This window comes from Shimia sp. (assembly GCF_049116215.1).
Lineage (GTDB): Bacteria > Pseudomonadota > Alphaproteobacteria > Rhodobacterales > Rhodobacteraceae > Shimia.
Genome location: NZ_JAGDZB010000005.1, coordinates 28,614 through 44,579 on the forward strand (window position 1 = coordinate 28,614; position 15,966 = coordinate 44,579).

Annotated in this window: 16 protein-coding genes; 7 read left to right on the plus strand and 9 right to left on the minus strand. The window is 57.1% G+C overall.

The window, feature by feature from the left end; all coding sequences use genetic code 11:
• Positions 1 to 134: 134 nt before the first annotated feature.
• The 7 genes from JXR15_RS14855 to fabA all read right to left on the minus strand — a co-directional run bounded on the left by JXR15_RS14855 (position 135) and on the right by fabA (position 7,409).
• Entirely contained in the window at positions 135 to 542 is a 408-nt protein-coding gene (locus JXR15_RS14855) for a GFA family protein (protein ID WP_283427539.1), read from the minus strand.
• Positions 543 to 625: 83 nt separating this feature from the next.
• The gene (locus JXR15_RS14860; RefSeq protein ID WP_422053993.1) at positions 626 to 1,426 is read right to left on the minus strand and encodes an ABC transporter ATP-binding protein; all 801 of its coding nucleotides are present in this window, start codon (positions 1,424 to 1,426) and stop codon (positions 626 to 628) included.
• A complete protein-coding gene (locus JXR15_RS14865) occupies positions 1,423 to 2,484 on the minus strand; it encodes a FecCD family ABC transporter permease (protein ID WP_422053994.1) in 1,062 nt (353 codons plus the stop codon). The genes JXR15_RS14860 and JXR15_RS14865 overlap by 4 nt, the downstream gene beginning before the upstream one ends.
• Positions 2,485 to 2,557: 73 nt before the next feature.
• Entirely contained in the window at positions 2,558 to 3,712 is a 1,155-nt protein-coding gene (locus JXR15_RS14870) for an ABC transporter substrate-binding protein (protein WP_422053995.1), read from the minus strand.
• A 646-nt stretch (positions 3,713 to 4,358) separates the two neighbouring features.
• The gene (locus JXR15_RS14875) at positions 4,359 to 5,276 is read right to left on the minus strand and encodes a DUF2950 family protein (protein ID WP_422053996.1); all 918 of its coding nucleotides are present in this window, start codon (positions 5,274 to 5,276) and stop codon (positions 4,359 to 4,361) included.
• A gap of 4 nt (positions 5,277 to 5,280) precedes the next feature.
• Positions 5,281 to 6,489, minus strand: a complete 1,209-nt coding sequence (locus JXR15_RS14880) for a DUF3300 domain-containing protein (protein WP_422053997.1) — start codon at positions 6,487 to 6,489, stop codon at positions 5,281 to 5,283.
• A 413-nt stretch (positions 6,490 to 6,902) separates the two neighbouring features.
• Entirely contained in the window at positions 6,903 to 7,409 is a 507-nt protein-coding gene (gene fabA, locus JXR15_RS14885; RefSeq protein WP_422053998.1) for a bifunctional 3-hydroxydecanoyl-ACP dehydratase/trans-2-decenoyl-ACP isomerase, read from the minus strand.
• A gap of 181 nt (positions 7,410 to 7,590) precedes the next feature.
• On the opposite strand from fabA, the gene irrA reads away from it, so the two are divergent.
• Complete coding sequence (gene irrA, locus JXR15_RS14890; protein ID WP_422053999.1) at positions 7,591 to 8,007, plus strand: iron response transcriptional regulator IrrA; 417 nt, start codon at positions 7,591 to 7,593, stop codon at positions 8,005 to 8,007.
• A gap of 86 nt (positions 8,008 to 8,093) precedes the next feature.
• The gene (locus JXR15_RS14895) at positions 8,094 to 9,074 is read left to right on the plus strand and encodes an NADPH:quinone reductase (RefSeq protein ID WP_422054000.1); all 981 of its coding nucleotides are present in this window, start codon (positions 8,094 to 8,096) and stop codon (positions 9,072 to 9,074) included.
• Positions 9,075 to 9,175: 101 nt separating this feature from the next.
• Here JXR15_RS14895 and JXR15_RS14900 read toward each other — a convergent pair whose 3' ends face one another.
• Complete coding sequence (locus JXR15_RS14900) at positions 9,176 to 10,714, minus strand: phospholipase D-like domain-containing protein (protein ID WP_422054001.1); 1,539 nt, start codon at positions 10,712 to 10,714, stop codon at positions 9,176 to 9,178.
• Positions 10,705 to 11,574: a hypothetical protein gene (locus JXR15_RS14905; protein WP_422054002.1), complete on the minus strand. Its 870-nt coding sequence runs from the start codon at positions 11,572 to 11,574 to the stop codon at positions 10,705 to 10,707. Before JXR15_RS14905 ends, JXR15_RS14900 begins: the two co-directional genes overlap by 10 nt.
• Positions 11,575 to 11,696: 122 nt before the next feature.
• Between JXR15_RS14905 and miaB the strand changes: the two genes are divergently transcribed.
• From miaB to ybeY, 5 genes are all read left to right on the plus strand, one after another.
• Positions 11,697 to 13,031 carry a tRNA (N6-isopentenyl adenosine(37)-C2)-methylthiotransferase MiaB gene (gene miaB / locus JXR15_RS14910; RefSeq protein ID WP_422054003.1) on the plus strand — a complete coding sequence of 445 codons (1,335 nt, stop codon included), beginning with the start codon at positions 11,697 to 11,699 and terminating at the stop codon, positions 13,029 to 13,031.
• 238 nt (positions 13,032 to 13,269) lie between these two features.
• On the plus strand, positions 13,270 to 13,845 hold the full coding sequence (locus JXR15_RS14915) for an OmpA family protein (protein ID WP_422054004.1): 576 nt from the start codon (positions 13,270 to 13,272) through the stop codon (positions 13,843 to 13,845).
• 12 nt (positions 13,846 to 13,857) lie between these two features.
• Positions 13,858 to 14,157 (plus strand): hypothetical protein, encoded by a 300-nt coding sequence (locus tag JXR15_RS14920; protein WP_422054005.1) that lies wholly within the window; start codon positions 13,858 to 13,860, stop codon positions 14,155 to 14,157.
• A gap of 184 nt (positions 14,158 to 14,341) precedes the next feature.
• Positions 14,342 to 15,367, plus strand: a complete 1,026-nt coding sequence (locus tag JXR15_RS14925) for a PhoH family protein (protein ID WP_422054287.1) — start codon at positions 14,342 to 14,344, stop codon at positions 15,365 to 15,367.
• A gap of 67 nt (positions 15,368 to 15,434) precedes the next feature.
• Complete coding sequence (ybeY, locus tag JXR15_RS14930; RefSeq protein ID WP_422054006.1) at positions 15,435 to 15,950, plus strand: rRNA maturation RNase YbeY; 516 nt, start codon at positions 15,435 to 15,437, stop codon at positions 15,948 to 15,950.
• Positions 15,951 to 15,966: the final 16 nt, after the last annotated feature.

The following is a 15,966-nucleotide window of genomic DNA, read 5'->3' on the forward strand; positions in this document are numbered from 1 at the left end:
GCACTATGTAGGGGATGAAGGGGGGGCGGCGCAAGGTAGGGCGTTGCGACAGGTCGCCTAGGGGCGGGAATTTTGTGGCCCGTCTGTTGATGCCGCCGCCAGCCTCGGTGTTGGAGGCCGGTAGCGGCGCAGTTTCAGCCTGGCATCTTTTCAAATGCGGGAAGACCGTCCTCTAGAACTGTGGCGTCCAATTTGCTGGACACGTAGACGTTCACTTTCGGGGCAAACTCTTGATGTTCTTTGATGTTACCGGCGCGGATGCCCAGCATGCCTTCGCGTGCAGAATTCTGGGTAAACAGGGGTGTACCGCAAGTGGCGCAGAAGTGTTTGGTCATTGTGGTGCCCGCATCCGATCCGTGTGAGAAGGTTTTGGGCGTGCCGGTGATCTTCACATCATCCTGTTTCATGAACATCAGGGTTGCATAAGCGCTGCCGGTTGAGTGACGGCAAGCGGTGCAGTGGCAATTGGCCATGACCGGCACGTCGCCGTCCGCTTCAAATGAGATTTCGCCGCAGAGGCAGTGACCTGTGAGGTGTGTCATGGGATGTCCTTCGCTGTTCGCACCATTGCCTCTCGAGAGTACGGCAATATGGCGATGCATCAAGGATTCATCCCATGTGTCACTTAATGGTGAGTGGGTCCCGGTGTTCCCTGGTGTGCCAACCTTGCATCCACATAAAGCACATTGCGCTGGGTGCGCTCCAGATCGGTCAGGACGCGGTAGGTTTCTTCAATTTGGGGCAGGGCAAGGATGTGCTCGGGTTTGCCGTCCGCCAGAATGGCGCCGTCGCGCAGGAGCACGAGGCGGTCGCAGAATTTGGCGGCGAGGTTGAGGTCATGCAGGGCGGCCATCACCACGGGCTTTTTGCGGTCTATCTCGTTGCGGATCGAGGTCAGGATGGAAAGCTGGTGGTGCAAATCAAGCGCGCTGGTGGGTTCATCCAGCAGGATCACATCCGGCGCACGCACGATGGTTTGGGCCACGGCGACCATTTGTGCCTGACCGCCGCTGAGATCCGCCACGCCACGGTTGGCGAGGTGGGCCAGGCCGAGGGCGTGCAATGTGTCGGACACGCGGTCTAGGTTGTCGTCGTTTACACGCCAGCCGGTGGTCTGCTTGAGGGCAAGCAGCACGCTTTCAAACACTGAGAGCAGCGCGTTGCAGCCATAGGCTTGCGGCATGTAGGCGACGCGTTTGGCGCGGTCTTTGCGGCCCAGATGGGTGACGTTTTCACCTGCGATGGTCAACGTGCCTTGGCTGGGCGTGATTAGCCCGGCGATGGTTTTGAACAGGGTGGATTTGCCCGCGGCGTTGGGGCCAATGAGGCCCACAAAGCCCCCGGGTGGGATGTCGGTGACGGTCACGTCGTGCAGCACGGTGGTGCGGCCATAGCCTGCGGACAGATTTGCGATGGTCAGGGTCATTGCAGGCGCTCCCGTCGTGAGCTGAGGATGATTGAGATGAAGATCGGCACGCCGATCAGCGAAGTGATGATGCCGATGGGGTAGATGATGCCCGGTGTGATGGTTTTGGAGATCAGCGAGGTCAGCGACAACACCAGCGCGCCGACGATCGCTGAGAGTGGGACGAAGTAGCGTTGATCTTCGCCCACCAGCATACGCGCGATATGTGGCCCAACGAGGCCAACAAACCCCACGGTGCCGACAAAAGAAACGGCGGTGGCCGCGAGCAGCGAGATGCAGATCAGCATTTCCACGCGCAGGCGACCAACGTCCACGCCCATGCTTTGCGCGGTGGCTTCGCCCATACGCAGGGCGGTCATGGGCCAGGTGCGGTAGAGGCTGAAGGGGATGGCAAAGCACAAGAGGATTGTGCCGAGGCCGATCTTTTCCCAGCTGGCGCGGCTGAGGGAGCCCATCATCCAGAAGACAATGCGGGCGATTTGATCCTCGGACGCCATGTATTGCATCAGCGCCAGCAAGGCGGAGAAGGTGAAGAAGATCGCGATGCCAAAGAGGATCATAGTTTCAGACCCCACGCCTTTGAGGCGGGTGGCGAGCAGGATGAAACCGCAGGTGCAGAGCGCAAAGACAAAGGCGTTTACGGTCACCAGGAGCGGGCCAACAGCGGGGATGACGCTGAAGCCGATTACAATGGCGAGTGAGGCGCCAAAGCTGGCGGCGGCGGAGACGCCCAATGTAAACGGTTCGGCCAGCGGATTGTTCAGGATGGTCTGCATTTGCGCACCTGCGACGGCCAGAAGTGCGCCAACAAGGACGGCGGTGACGGCGACGGGCAGGCGGTAGTCCCAGATAATGACCTTCAGTCGGGCGCCGTGGGACATTGGGTCCACCAGCACTTCGGCGATGGTGGACAGGCTATAGCCACCCGGTCCGGTGGTGATGTCTAGAAGGAAACTTAGGCACAGCAGGCCAAAGACAGCGGCGATGACGCCATAACGGCGGGACACGCGGGCGACATAGTCGTGGCGGATCGCCGCGGGATCAACTTCGAGGGTCACGGGGGAGGTCTCCGAGGAGGGAAAAAGAGTGTCCGGCCCCGCAAAAGGCGGAACCGGGAGTTGGCGAGGGGGATTAGCCGCCAACTTTCAGACTACCCCAGAACACGCCGGAGTAGTCGATCGGAAGGAACTTATCGTGCAGTTCCTTCATAGATGCTTCTGGGTCCACGTCTTCGAACAGCTCCGGGTGCATCCATTTGGCAAAGGCCTGCATGGCGACGAAGTGGTACGGGCTGTTGTAGAACTGGTGGTAGACCGAGTGGAAACGGCCATTTTTCACCGCCGACAGTTCGCCCCAGCCTTCGCGGGAGGCGAGACCAGCAAGGCGTTCTTGCACCTGTGTAGGCTCTGCTTCGTAGCCAAACAGAACGGCAGTGGTGGCCGGGTTGGCCTCAGACCAGTTGGCGCCTGTGCCGATGATGATTTCCGGGTCATCGGCAAAGATCGCCTCCAGGCTGACGCTGGTTTTGAATCCCGGGAACTTCATGGAGCCCCAGTTGCGACCACCGGCCAGATCAACCAGACGGCCGAGGTTGGCAGCACCGTAGGTGTTGCAGCATTTGTTCGGATTATAGCCAGCGGCGTTTTCGATGAAGACAATGGGGCGGTCTTCAGCCGGGATCTGCGCCACACGAGAGTAGATCTGTTTCATCTGCAGTTGGTAGAAATCGCCAAATTCGTCAGCGTTGTCGCGTTTGTCAAAGATACGGCCCATCAGCTGAATGCTGGGCACGGTGTTCTCAGTTGGGTTCTGGCGGAAGTCGACAAAGACTGTGGCCACGCCCGCCTCATCCAGTTTCTCAATGATGCCGCTTTCCTGCGCCTTGAGCAGGTTGCCGAGGTTCATGAACACCACTTCTGTGCCAAGCGCCACAACAGCTTCGAGGTTCCACTCGTCGGAATAGGGGCTGCCGAAGCTCTTCAGATCGGCGATCTCAGGGTATTTGGCGAGGTATTTGCGGTAGGCGTCCGGGTCATATTTGACCATGTCGTCTTTCCAGCCGACGATGCGCTCAAATGGGTTGTCCTGATCCAGCAGCGCAATCGAATAGATCATGCGACCTTCGCCGATCACAACTTTGGATGGGTTTTTCTCAACTTCGACAACGCGGCCGGCGACGTCGGTGACGGTGATGGTCTCTGCAAGGGCAATCGTGGCGGTTGTGACGGAAAACGTCACTGCTGCGGCAGCGGAGCAAAGACCCCGTGTCAGTGTGCTGACTTTCATGGGTCTCTCCTTGGATGTGTCGCGATCAGAGTCGCGATCTAGGCGCAAATGACATTAATGCAGTGAAAGAGTCAAGTATATGTTGGGCGTTTATTTATGGCTGAAACAATGAGAAAAGGTGAGTAATGTGTGGTGATTTTTTGGGAGGAGTGTGAGAAGCCAGCCCGCGCAGGCGTCAGCTTCTATGGTCAGCTACCGGCCCTAAGCCGACAGGACGATCCACATGTAGGAGCACATGTCAGCTTGATAGAGTACATTGGAAACTGCCAGTGGATGGTTTTGGAGTTGGGTGATCCTCGACGTTGTTGCGACGCGGACAAATGCATAGGTTGAAGCCGCTGGATCATCTAATCAACAGCCCCCAAAAGCACACTTCTGCATTTCCCTTCAAGAAAGCCTGCATGTGGCACTCAAGGCGTCAAACTCCACAATTTGAAACCGCCGCGGACTGGGGTCGCTCGATCTTCAATTCAATGGATATCAAAGTACGCAAAAAGAACCTGTGTGTCATGTTGGCAGGATTGGCAATCAGCGACGCACACTAAGTTGGCATGCCAGGCCAAATGATCGCGCAAACCGTTCAGAGTTCACCAATTACGATGCGGTGGAGAATTGCACCGCAATTGGTGTTCATTTGACACTGTGATCAATTGCTTAAGTTGACGGGGAGCCAATCTGCCGTTGGATCATAGCTTGTGATTGCAAAAGCCTTCTCCAAACTATCTTCGCCGAGGTCCGCCTCCAGCACCAATCCGTTTTCCGAAACCATGAACGAATGAATGCCCGTATTCCCATAATCGGAGGGAACCGCCAGCAAGGCATGTCCAGACACCATATTGCCATCGCTGACATAGTTCAGCGCACCACCCGGAGCTGCAGCGCTTTGCTTGTCCAAAATACGATAATAGTACCCGCCAAACGGTTCAGCCCCGGTATCGGTGTCGCCAATTGAGTAGCCGTCAAGAGAGGCAAGTGCGACGCGCGCGCCCAACGGGCTGTCCTCGTCGGCCCAAAACAACCCGTCCCGCGTCCCTTCGCTTGACAAGAACGAAGGGGCAAACTCCATAACCTGATCCCCATCATGATCTACGAGGCGGTATTCGGCTTGGATATCCACATACACTGCCATGAACTCAATGACGTCCAACTCGTTCAAACCGATCCGGCGGAACAATACCTCATCCCGTCCAGCCTCGACATCAAACATCCAATTGGCCTCGACTTTCCCAATCGGAATCGGAAACGGCCAACCCTCTGAACCCAGCAGCAAGACCACACCATCGTCCTCGGCTGGCTGAAGGCGGTATCCTTCTTGATACAAGCTGAGAATTTCGGCCCGATTGGCCGCGTCGCGCCTTGGGTTGCCAGTGGAAATGAGATCCTTTGCATCTGCCCCAAAGACCTGCAAAGTTGCATCCTGATCGCCCTCTTGGAGGGCGGTCATCATGCCGTCTATAGCCGCCTGTGGCGTGGCGAAAGACGTAGGTGATTGCGCTGTGGCGGCAATGGGAACAGCTAAACCAATTGCAAGTCCAGTAAGAGCTTGTGCGAATGTAACCTTCATTTGACTATCTCCCTCTGCGCGCGCCGGCGGCAGCCCGGCCACGCGTTGCGCCGGCTTTGGCTCGTTGAGATGGCGCGCGTTTCTGCATCGCGCCACCGTTGATCGGGGCTGCCTGACGTTTGGGCACAACACTGGCCTTCGGAGCCTTGGGGCGTGTGTTCGTCCTCGGAGTTTGGGTTTTCTTTGTCCGCTCTACAGCCGCTTTACGCTGGGCAGGCGACGGGCTTGAGGGGCGTTCCACACCTGCGCGCGGGTTCTTGCTTTTGGAGATATCCGCTGCGCCGCTTTTCTTCGCGAGATCGGCGCGCATCTTGTCTCCCCGGTCCGGCTTGGTCACCGGCATGGTGGTCACACCGTCGTTGCCGCGCTTGCGAGCGATTGTGTCGCGGGCCTCTTTTTGGCGACCTTCATCGGGTTTCCATCCAATGTTGTTGCGATCCCCGATATTAACGTCCCCGTCGATATCAATGTCGATGTCCGGATTTCGAACGATTGGTTGACCGTTCCAGCCACCGCAATTGCGACACCCCCAATAATCATGCCAATGATCATCGTCATCAAAGATCTCATCTATGATGGCTACAGCGCCAAAGACCAGCAGGCCGGTTGCCAGCGCATCGCCCACGTCAGAAGAGTTCTCGACATAAACCGTCTCTGTTTCATATTGAGGCACATAGACCACTTCGGGATCGGTCGGCTGGATAACAATTGTGTCGGTATCACCTTCCTGAACTACTTCAACGGTTTGCTCGTCACCACTGACCAAATTGCCAGCGTCGTTTGCAGCTTGCCGTTTGACTTGGACCGCTTCCATGACGTCGTCGCTTTGGGCCAACATCGCGTTCCCGACCGTCTCGGTCCAATCGATATGTGCTGCCATATCTTCCAGCACATCTGGGAATGCCGTCGCCAAAACTTCGACACTTTCGTCCCAGTCTTCGGCTTCGATGAGTGGCTTCAAATCCTCTTGAGCCACGTCGGCATTGTCGTCCAAAAACACGTCGGCTTTAACAACCTCAAGGGGATAGGTCGCGGCAACCAATACTTGGATAAGCAACGTATCTGGATAAAGCGCAACGGGAGCGACAAGCGTTTCAAGCTCCTCAGGCTGAAGCAGCTCATTTTCCTGATTTTCAGCCGACTGTGTGAATGCTCCTGTTGGGAATAGTAATATTAAAGAAGACAAAATTGATTTCAGCGTTATGCATTTCATTCCTATGCCCTTTAAAAAAGATGCGAATGCCGAAGGGTAAGCTTTGCCATCCGTTGAACCAAGAACTTTTGCAAAACATCCGATTTCCCACCCACATTAGAAATCCAAAAGGAGCAAATCAAGCGAGCCAACAGTGCGGCCGCCGGAGGCGATCGGAAAATTGGATGGCATGTGGCAAGGTATTAAAAAACGAAAGCTCTGCCCCGTTTACCGCTGTTTCCAAGCGTCAGAGTCAGGTTTGGAGGCGTTGTCGATCAGCCTGGGATTCTATGGCCGAAACTGGAAACCGTTGGATCTTGATGCTGTACAAAGTCCGTTTCCTGCGCATAGCTGACATTTCGAACTGTAAACAAAAAAGCTCCCGAAGAGACCTTCGGGAGCTTTTAGATTATTCTGAAATTGTTCTGCTAAGCTTACTCAGCTGCCAGACCAACCTTCATGTCTTTGACCGCATAAATCTCTTCGCCGTCTGCGAATACGGTGCCGTTGGCGACGCCGAGCTTCAGCTTGCGGTCGATGATGCGGGTGTATTGCACATTGTAGGTCAGCATCTTGCGGTCCGGTTTGACCATGCCTTTGAGCTTCACTTCGCCCACGCCCATCGCCATGCCTTTGCCAGGCATGCCGCGCCAGCCGAGGCCGAAGCCGGTCAACTGCCACAGGCCGTCAAGGCCAAGACAGCCGGGCATAATTGGGTTGCCCGGGAAGTGGCAATCAAAGAACCACAGGTCCGGAGTGATGTCGAATTCTGCAAGCACGTGGCCTTTGCCAAACTCACCGCCGTCTGCAGAGATGTCGGTGATGCGGTCCATCATCAACATGGGGGGCATTGGCAGTTGGGCGTTGCCAGGACCAAACAATTCGCCACGGGCGCATTTCAGCAGGTCGTCTTTGTCAAAGCTCGTGGGATAGTCGGCCATTCTGGGAGGTCCCTTGTCATTTTGGTGTTGCTTTTGCCTGCTGTATCATCTGCCAGCGTGGTCCTGCAAGGCAACAGTCGGCGTGGTGCGCTGGGCCGCAGTAAATGTTTGCGACTCATTTTCATTTGAATTTGGGGTGTGGTTTGCGCTAAATATGCAGCTGACGCACAGGATAAGACTTATGACCACTGAGGCACTTCGCAACGGCACCCAATGGCTCGCATCTGCTGGATTGCGCCCAACACGGCAACGTGTGGCGCTGGCGGCTTTGCTTAAAGGGGATGGCCAGGACAGACATGTGACGGCGGAAAGCCTGTTTGCCTCGGTGCGCGAACATGGCGATAGCGTGTCTTTGGCCACGGTATACAACACGCTGCGGGCGTTTTGTGACGCGGGGTTGATGCAGGAGATCACGGTGGATGGCTCCAAGAGCTATTTTGACACCAACACTGGCGATCATCCGCATTTCTTCTGGGAAGATGATCGTGTGCTGACCGATGCGCCCGCCGAAGAGCTGGAGATTTCCCGGCTGCCCGGTGCGCCTGAGGGTGCGGAGATTTCCAAGATCGACGTGGTGATCCGCCTGCGCCGGACCTGAGCGCGACGCTGGGTCAAAGTTTTCTGAGAGCAATTGTCCTTGATTTGGGCCTGTGACAGCATGGGTGCAAGCAGGGAGGATGTGTCATGAAAGCAGTGACGTGGCGAGGCTTTGGGCCAGCGCGAGATGTATTGAAAGTTGAGGATTTGGCAACGCCAACGGCGGGCGCTGGCGAGGTGTTGGTGCGGGTGGCCTATTCGGGTGTGAACCCGTCTGATTGCAAGGCGCGCAGCGGGGCGCGGCCGGGCGTGACCAAGCCGCCGTTTGAAGTGATTGTGCCGCACAGCGATGGGGCTGGCGTGATTGAGGCGGTGGGCGATGGTGTTGACCCAGCGCGTATGGGCGAGCGGGTGTGGCTGTGGAACGGGCAATGGCAGCGGCCGTTTGGCACCTGTGCAGAGTGCATCGCCGTACCCGCAGAGCAGGCGGTGGCTTTGCCGGATGGCGTGTCGCTTGAGGACGGCGCAGTGATGGGCATTCCGGGGCTGACGGCGGCGCAGACGGTGTTTGGCAGTGGCGATGTGGTTGGCCAAACGGTGCTGGTGTCCGGCGGCGGCGGCTCGGTTGGATATCTTGCGGTGCAACTGGCGGCCTGGGGCGGGGCGACGGTGATCGCGACCTGCGGGGCGCGTGACATGGCGCGCGTGACGGCGGCGGGCGCGACACATGTGTTCGATTATGCCAGCCCGACATTGGCGGCGGATATATTGGCCGTGTGCGACGGTGTGGATCGCGCGGTGGAGGTTGAGCTTGGGCCAAACCTGCCGTTGCTGACCGAGGTGATGAAGCCTTTGGGCACAATTGCAGCCTATGGATCGGCCAAGGATATGGCACCTGAAATGCCGTTTGGACCGATGCTTTTTAAGGCACTGAAGCTGGATATCTCGCTGATCTATATCCTGCCACTGGCGGAGCGAGAGGCGGCGATTGCGCGGTTGCATGGGGCTTTCGCAGATGGGGCTTTGAAGCTGGATGCGCCCAATGTGTTTGCCTTGGAAGAGGCGGCGGCAGCCCACGCGATGGTGGAGGCGGGTGGACGCACAGGGGCCGTGTTGGTGAAGTGCTGACTCGCAGCGTTTCGAGAAAAGTGGGACCGCAAATACCTTGCCACGCTTCGCGTTCTCAGGACATTTGCGATGCTGGTGTCTTAATCATTTCTCAAAACGCTTTAGGTCAGCCCTTCGAGGCCAAACCACTGGGGCAGCACTGACATGAACCGCCGCCAGAGACCTGCGTCCGGGTCTTTGGTGACCACTGTGGGCGCAACAGTTTTGGGCTGGTGCGTCCACTGCAAACCCGTTTCCTCGGCGGTAACCTTGTAGGCGAAGTCTGCGAGGTTTTGATCCAAGTCGTTCAAAATGGTTCTTGCGTAAGCTGGGCTTTCGACGAGGAGGCCAATCTCAGCATTGGTTTTGATCGAGCGTGGGTCAAGGTTGAGGGAGCCGACCAGCACGGAGGTGTCGTCGATCACGGCGAGCTTGGTGTGCAGCGTGATGTGCGGCGGGTTTTCCATGTCGGTCAAGTCGATGGCTTCGATGGCGTTGTGGCGCAGCTCGTAGAGTTCCACACCGGCGGCCAGAAGGTCAGCGCGGTGGCGTGCATAGCCGCCGTGCACATAAGCGTGGTTGGTGGAGGCGAGCGAGTTGGTAACGATCCGCAACTTGACACCGGAGCGTGCTAGGTTGGCGTAGAAGCGCGCGCCGTAGTTTTCGGGCACAAAATACGGGCTGATAAGGGTGACCTGTGATTTGGCATCGCCGATGGCAGCAAAAAAGGCTTCGCCCATAATGTGCGGGCCTTTGCCATTAGGATTGCGCAGCTTTTGCGGGGTGTCGGCGATGATACGCGAGGTGCCTCGGAAAGGTGCAACCTTGCGGTTGGCAATGTCCTGCAAGTAAGGCGCGTTGATCGCTTTGGTGTAGGCGGCGACTTCGGGGCTGTCGGGGTCATAGGCCCAGTCAGACAGGGCGATCTGCGGCGGTAAGGGGGCGGATTTGGCACGAAGGTTGGCCACGGGAACCGCAAAGTCATCGTTCCAGTAGGTGTCAAAGATTGGGTTGATTTCGGCGGCCTCGGGGCCAAAGACCGCCAGGTCGTAGTCGGCAAAGACTTCGGTGGGTTTCAACTCATAATACTCATCCGCAAAGTTGCGCCCGCCGATAATCGCCATGTCGTTGTCGACCACAAAGGTCTTGATGTGCATGCGCCGGTTTACGCGTTTGAAATCCCAGAGAAACCCCATGGCTTTGGGTGCATTACGCGAGCTGGGGTTGAATATGCGGATTTCGATGTTGGGGTGCGTGTCGAGCACGGCGAGGTCGGTGTCATCGGCGGTGGTGAAGACGTCATCCACTAGAAGCCGCACCCGCACGCCGCGGTTGGCGGCGTCAAACAGGCGATGGGTGAGGATGCCGCTGGCGGTGTCCGGTTTGATCAGGAAGGTGGCGATGTCGATACTGTGCTGCGCGCTTTCGATCATGCGCAGGCGGGCCCCAAGTGCGTCCGTGCCGTTGGTGAGCTCGAAGTAGGCCGATTGGGCGCCGGTTTGCGCGGACACGGCGCGGCTTACCTCGTCTGATGAGGCGTCTGCGCTGAGGGCGTAAGAGGGCGTGCGTGGGGCGTCAAACGGAACTTTGGCGCAGGCGGTGAGGGCGGTTGAGACCGCGAGAAGCACTGCAAACCGTTTTGTCCGTCTGTTCAGAACCACTGGCCGGGTTCCATCAGGCCCAAGTCCAGTAGCTGACGCGAGTGCCAGTCAAAGCGCACAGAGTTGTGCCACGTGAATTCGTTGATGTCGAAAGTGGACCCGGGGTTGGCCTTGAGCGCTTTGGCGGTGCGGAAGGAGCAAACCGCCGCCGTCAGGTTGTTGTGCCAGGGGCAGGCGTAGGTGTTGTATTCCTCATCAGTGAACGTGAAGTCGTCGCGCAATTGCAGTTCAGGTTTGGTGCGGAAAATCGAGATGCGGTCGATCTTGCGTTTGTTGGGCGGGATATGCTCTTCAAACCGCCATCGGAGACCGCCAAAAAAGTCCAATTGTCGTTCTTTAGGGTGGTCGTGATTGTCAGCGTCGCGGCGAGCCAGCGCATAATACCCAGAGCGGTCTAGCTGAGCATCCTCCAGCGACACGGCGTTGGGGGTGACGCTAAGGTCCGGCGAATAGAGGTCAATCACGTAAGTCAGCATCGCGTCGCGTTGCTCTTCGGTGTGGAAAGCCAGCATTTCGCCAATGCCGCGGGTCTCACAAAACGGGAAGAACAAGTACTCGGCATTGAAGCAGTAGTAGAGCCAAAGCGATGGGGCTGCTTCGATGAACTTGTTGATCGCGTCTGTCATGGGCTGGCCGCGCGGGGCGTCCATGGTTATGCGCGGGCATTGTTTCGCCAATTCGGCCGACAGTGAAAAGGCGGCGGGCATAAACACGATGACTTTTTTGAAGCCAAGATCGAGGTGGTGATAGAGCGTGCTTTCGATCTCTACATCGTCTTCCACAAAGATCAGTGCGACCGGGCCTTTGACCAGATTGGCCCGACCTTCGCGCAGAAACTGCTCCACCGAGTCGTATGTCATGCGCGGCCCATTTCTCGTGTTTTTGTCCTTGTTGCGCTCAAAATCCGCTAAAAGCGAGCGCATTGCAAGCGCCCCTCGTTTTCTGTAGGGAGACGGCTTGAAACCGCTGCAGGATAAGTCTCATGTCTGACAACACCACCGCTGAGAAAAAGAAGCTCTTCATCAAGACCTACGGGTGTCAGATGAACGTCTATGACAGTGAGCGCATGGCGGAGGCCATGGGCGGCGCGGGCTATGAGGCCACCGATACGCCTGATGATGCGGATATGATCTTGCTCAACACCTGCCACATTCGTGAAAAGGCGGCGGAAAAGGTTTATTCTGAGTTGGGCCGGTTCAAAGGGCTGAAGGCCGAGAAACCGGACCTCAAAATTGGCGTGGCAGGCTGTGTGGCGCAGGCCGAGGGCAAAGAGATCATGCGCCGTCAGCCAATTGTTGATCTTGTTGTGGGGCCGCAGGCGTACCACCGGTTGCCGGAGATGGAAGCCAAGACTCAGGAAGGCGTGAAAGCGCTGGATACGGATTTCCCAGAAGAAGACAAGTTCGAGAAACTCAAAGGCCGCTCAAAAGCAAAGCGACAGCCTGCTGCGTTTCTGACGGTTCAGGAAGGCTGCGACAAGTTCTGCGCCTTCTGTGTGGTGCCTTACACTCGAGGCGCCGAGGTCAGCCGTCCGGTGGATCGTGTGCTGACGGAAGCGCGGGATTTGGTCGAGCGCGGCGTGCGGGAAATCACCTTGCTGGGTCAGAACGTGAATGCTTATCACGGGGCGCACAGTGGCGGTGACATGACCCTGGCCGGGTTGATCTGGGAGTTGGACAAGATTGACGGGTTGGAGCGCATTCGCTTCACCACTTCACATCCCAACGACATGATGGACGATCTGATCGAGGCGCATGGCACTTGTTCGAAGCTGATGCCGTATCTGCACCTGCCGGTGCAGTCCGGCTCCAACAAGATCCTGAAGCGTATGAACCGCAGCCATGATCGGGAAAGCTATATCAAGCTGATCGACCGTATCCGCGCCGCGCGGCCGGATCTGATGTTGTCTGGTGACTTCATCGTCGGCTTCCCTGAAGAGACCGAAGCGGATTTTCAGGACACCATGGACCTGATCCGCGAGGTCAAATACGGGCAGGCCTATAGCTTCAAATATTCGACACGTCCGGGCACGCCAGCCGCGGAGCGACCGTTGGTTGATGCGGACGAGGCCAATGACCGTTTGCAGCGCTTGCAAGCGTTGCTGGGGCAGCAGCAGAAAGAGATCCAAGACAGCATGGTCGGCAAAGAAGTGAACGTACTCTATGAGAAGGCCGGGCGTTTGGAGGGTCAGATGGTTGGCAAGTCCGATTACCTGCACGCGGTCTATGTGACTGATCCCAAGGGGCAAATTGGCGACATCAAACGCGTGAGAATCGTGGAAAGCGCGGCCAACTCACTTGGGGGGGTCTTGATCTGAGATTGACGCTACGTCGGAAACAATCTTGGTTAATTTGAGAATATTGATGCGCGCGTTCTGCTTGGAGTAGGGCGCGCGTGACACATTTTGGACATATTTTAGGTCTCCTGCGACGCGAATTAAGGATTTCTTCTTCACATGAGAGGCAACTCGGTGCATCTTGAACGGATTGAGAAAGCTTTGATTTCGAACACTGTTTCAAGAAAATAGCTTTCGGGGGATAGGAGAGGTACTCGCTGTGGCGATTAAAATCAAAAATACGGCGCGGGCGGCGCTTGGAGGTGCGGCGGCTGCCTGTGTTGCACTTCTGGCCATTGCTCAGCCCGCTGCGGCCCAAAACCAACGCACTGTTCTGGGCCAACCATATGTTCCAACTGTCTGGGTGGATCCGGACGGCTGTGAGCACTGGGTTATGGACGATGGTGTGGAGGGGTACATGACCCCACACGTGAACCGCCAGGGTATTCCAGTTTGCCGTCGCGGCAATGTTTGCGGTGTGATGAACTCTGACCAGTTTTTTGCCACCGACAAATACGCGATCAATTCGGCCAACCGTCAGCGTTTGGCTGAGTTCTTTAGCAGTTCATCCGCGTCGGCCTTTATTGTGGCTGGGCACACCGACAGCCGCGCCAGCGACGATTACAACATGCGCCTGAGCTACAACCGCGCTAATGCCGTGGCCAAAGTGGCTCGCAGCACCGGCGCCCGGGTTGTGGATGTGCGCGGATATGGCGAACGCATGCCGCGCGCCACCAATCGCACGTCGGCTGGCATGGCGGAAAACCGTCGTGTTGAAATCATCTGTCTGCGCTGAGGGAGAGAAGATATGAAACTGACCAAAAGTGTTCTCCTCCTGGGCCTTGCCGTAAGCGTGTCGGCCTGTGTCGACAACAAAGTTGACAAAACCGTGGACAACTTCACCGACGATGGCCACCTGAGCAACCTGATCGCGGGTGTCTGGGTGGATCCAAACGGCTGTGACCACTGGATCATTGATGACGGCGTGGAAGGCTATCTGTCCCAGCGCCTAGATCCGTATGGCAAGCCTGTGTGTTCCGGTGCCGCCCCTCCCGGCGTGGCCACAGGCCCGTTCAAAAAGGGCGCAGGCATCGGCGACTGGATCTGATCCACATCGTTTGAAAAATCTGAGGCCGCTGGAGAGCTCCAGCGGCCTTTATTTTGGGCGCGCAGTCTGTCACAATTTTGCGCGTCATGGAAAATTCACGCCCCTGCGCTTGCACCTGCCCGCGCAACTTGGCACCATGGGGCTATACCCTTCGTCACAGGAGATGTGATTGCCCACTGGCACCATGACCCCACCGCCTTCATCTGATGCACCGAAAAACACTTCGGTGGAATTTCCGGACAACCGACTGTTGATCGAGCTTTGCGGTGAATATGATCGCAACCTCGCGGATATTGAGCAGAAACTGGGGGTGCAGATCCTGCGACGGGGAAATCTGCTCGACATCCACGGCGAAGAGGCAGCCCAGACCGAGGCGGCTGAGGTTCTGACCGCGCTCTATACCCGTTTGGAAAGTGGCAAGTCTGTTGAGGGTGGCGACATTGATCGCGAGATTCGCATGGGCGGTTCTGAGGAAGACACCGGCGTGCGGGACGGCGATCAGATTGAGATGTTCAAAGGCGGTGCGGTTGAAATCAAGACCCGCAAAAAGCTGGTCGAGCCGCGCACCGATGCCCAGAAAGCCTATGTGTTGTCGCTGTTTGACAATGAACTGGCCTTTGGCATTGGCCCGGCTGGCACGGGTAAAACCTATTTGGCAGTGGCCGTAGGTGTGTCGATGTTCATCTCCGGTCAGGTGGATCGGATCATCCTGTCGCGTCCAGCAGTCGAAGCGGGTGAAAAACTTGGCTATCTGCCCGGCGACATGAAAGACAAGGTCGATCCCTACATGCAGCCCTTGTATGACGCCCTCAATGATTTCTTGCCTGCCAAACAGTTGGGCAAGCTGATCGAAGAAAAAAAGATCGAGATCGCGCCGCTGGCCTTTATGCGTGGTCGCACATTGGCCAACGCGTTTGTGGTGCTGGATGAGGCGCAGAACGCGACCACCATGCAGATGAAGATGTTTCTGACGCGTTTGGGTGAAGGCAGCCGTATGGTGATCACCGGTGACCGCAGCCAAATCGATTTGCCGCGTGGGGTGCCTTCGGGACTGAAAGATGCGGAGCGGTTGCTGAGCAACATTCCAAACATCAGCTTCAATTACTTCACAGCGGATGACGTGGTGCGTCACCCGCTTGTGGCCGCAATCATCAAAGCCTATGACGCCGACGCCATGCGGGCGTTGAAAAATAAGGACGCCAAGTCCTGACCCTTCATTTGGCTAAAAATATCCACGGGGGTGTGGGGGCCGTCAGCCCCCGCGCGATGCAGGGACAATGCTGACCGATACCATTATAGAAGACAGCCGCTGGACCGAGGTGGCGTTTGAACCGTTGGCCGAAACCGCGGCGCAGGCGGTTTTGGCGCATCTGGGGATGGCGGCTGAGGCGTTTGAGATTGCGGTGCTGGCCTGCGATGATGCGCGCATTGCGGTGTTAAATGCGGACTTTCGCGACAAGGACAAAGCCACCAACGTTTTGAGCTGGCCCAGCGACGAGCGCGGTGTGGACGTTGATGGCGATGTGCCGGAGCTGCCGGAGCAGAGTTTTCCGGACATGCCTGAGGAGCTGGGAGATATTGCGATCTCTTATGACACCTGTGCGCAGGAAGCACAGGCGGCGGGCAAACCCATGGCGGATCACGTGATGCATTTGATGGTACATGGCACCTTGCATTTGCTGGGTTACGATCATGTGCGTGACAAAGATGCCACTTTGATGGAAGGTTTAGAGACCACCATACTTGGCAAACTGGGTCTGTCGGACCCATATGATCACAACCAGCGGCTTTAAGACCGCGTTAAACCTT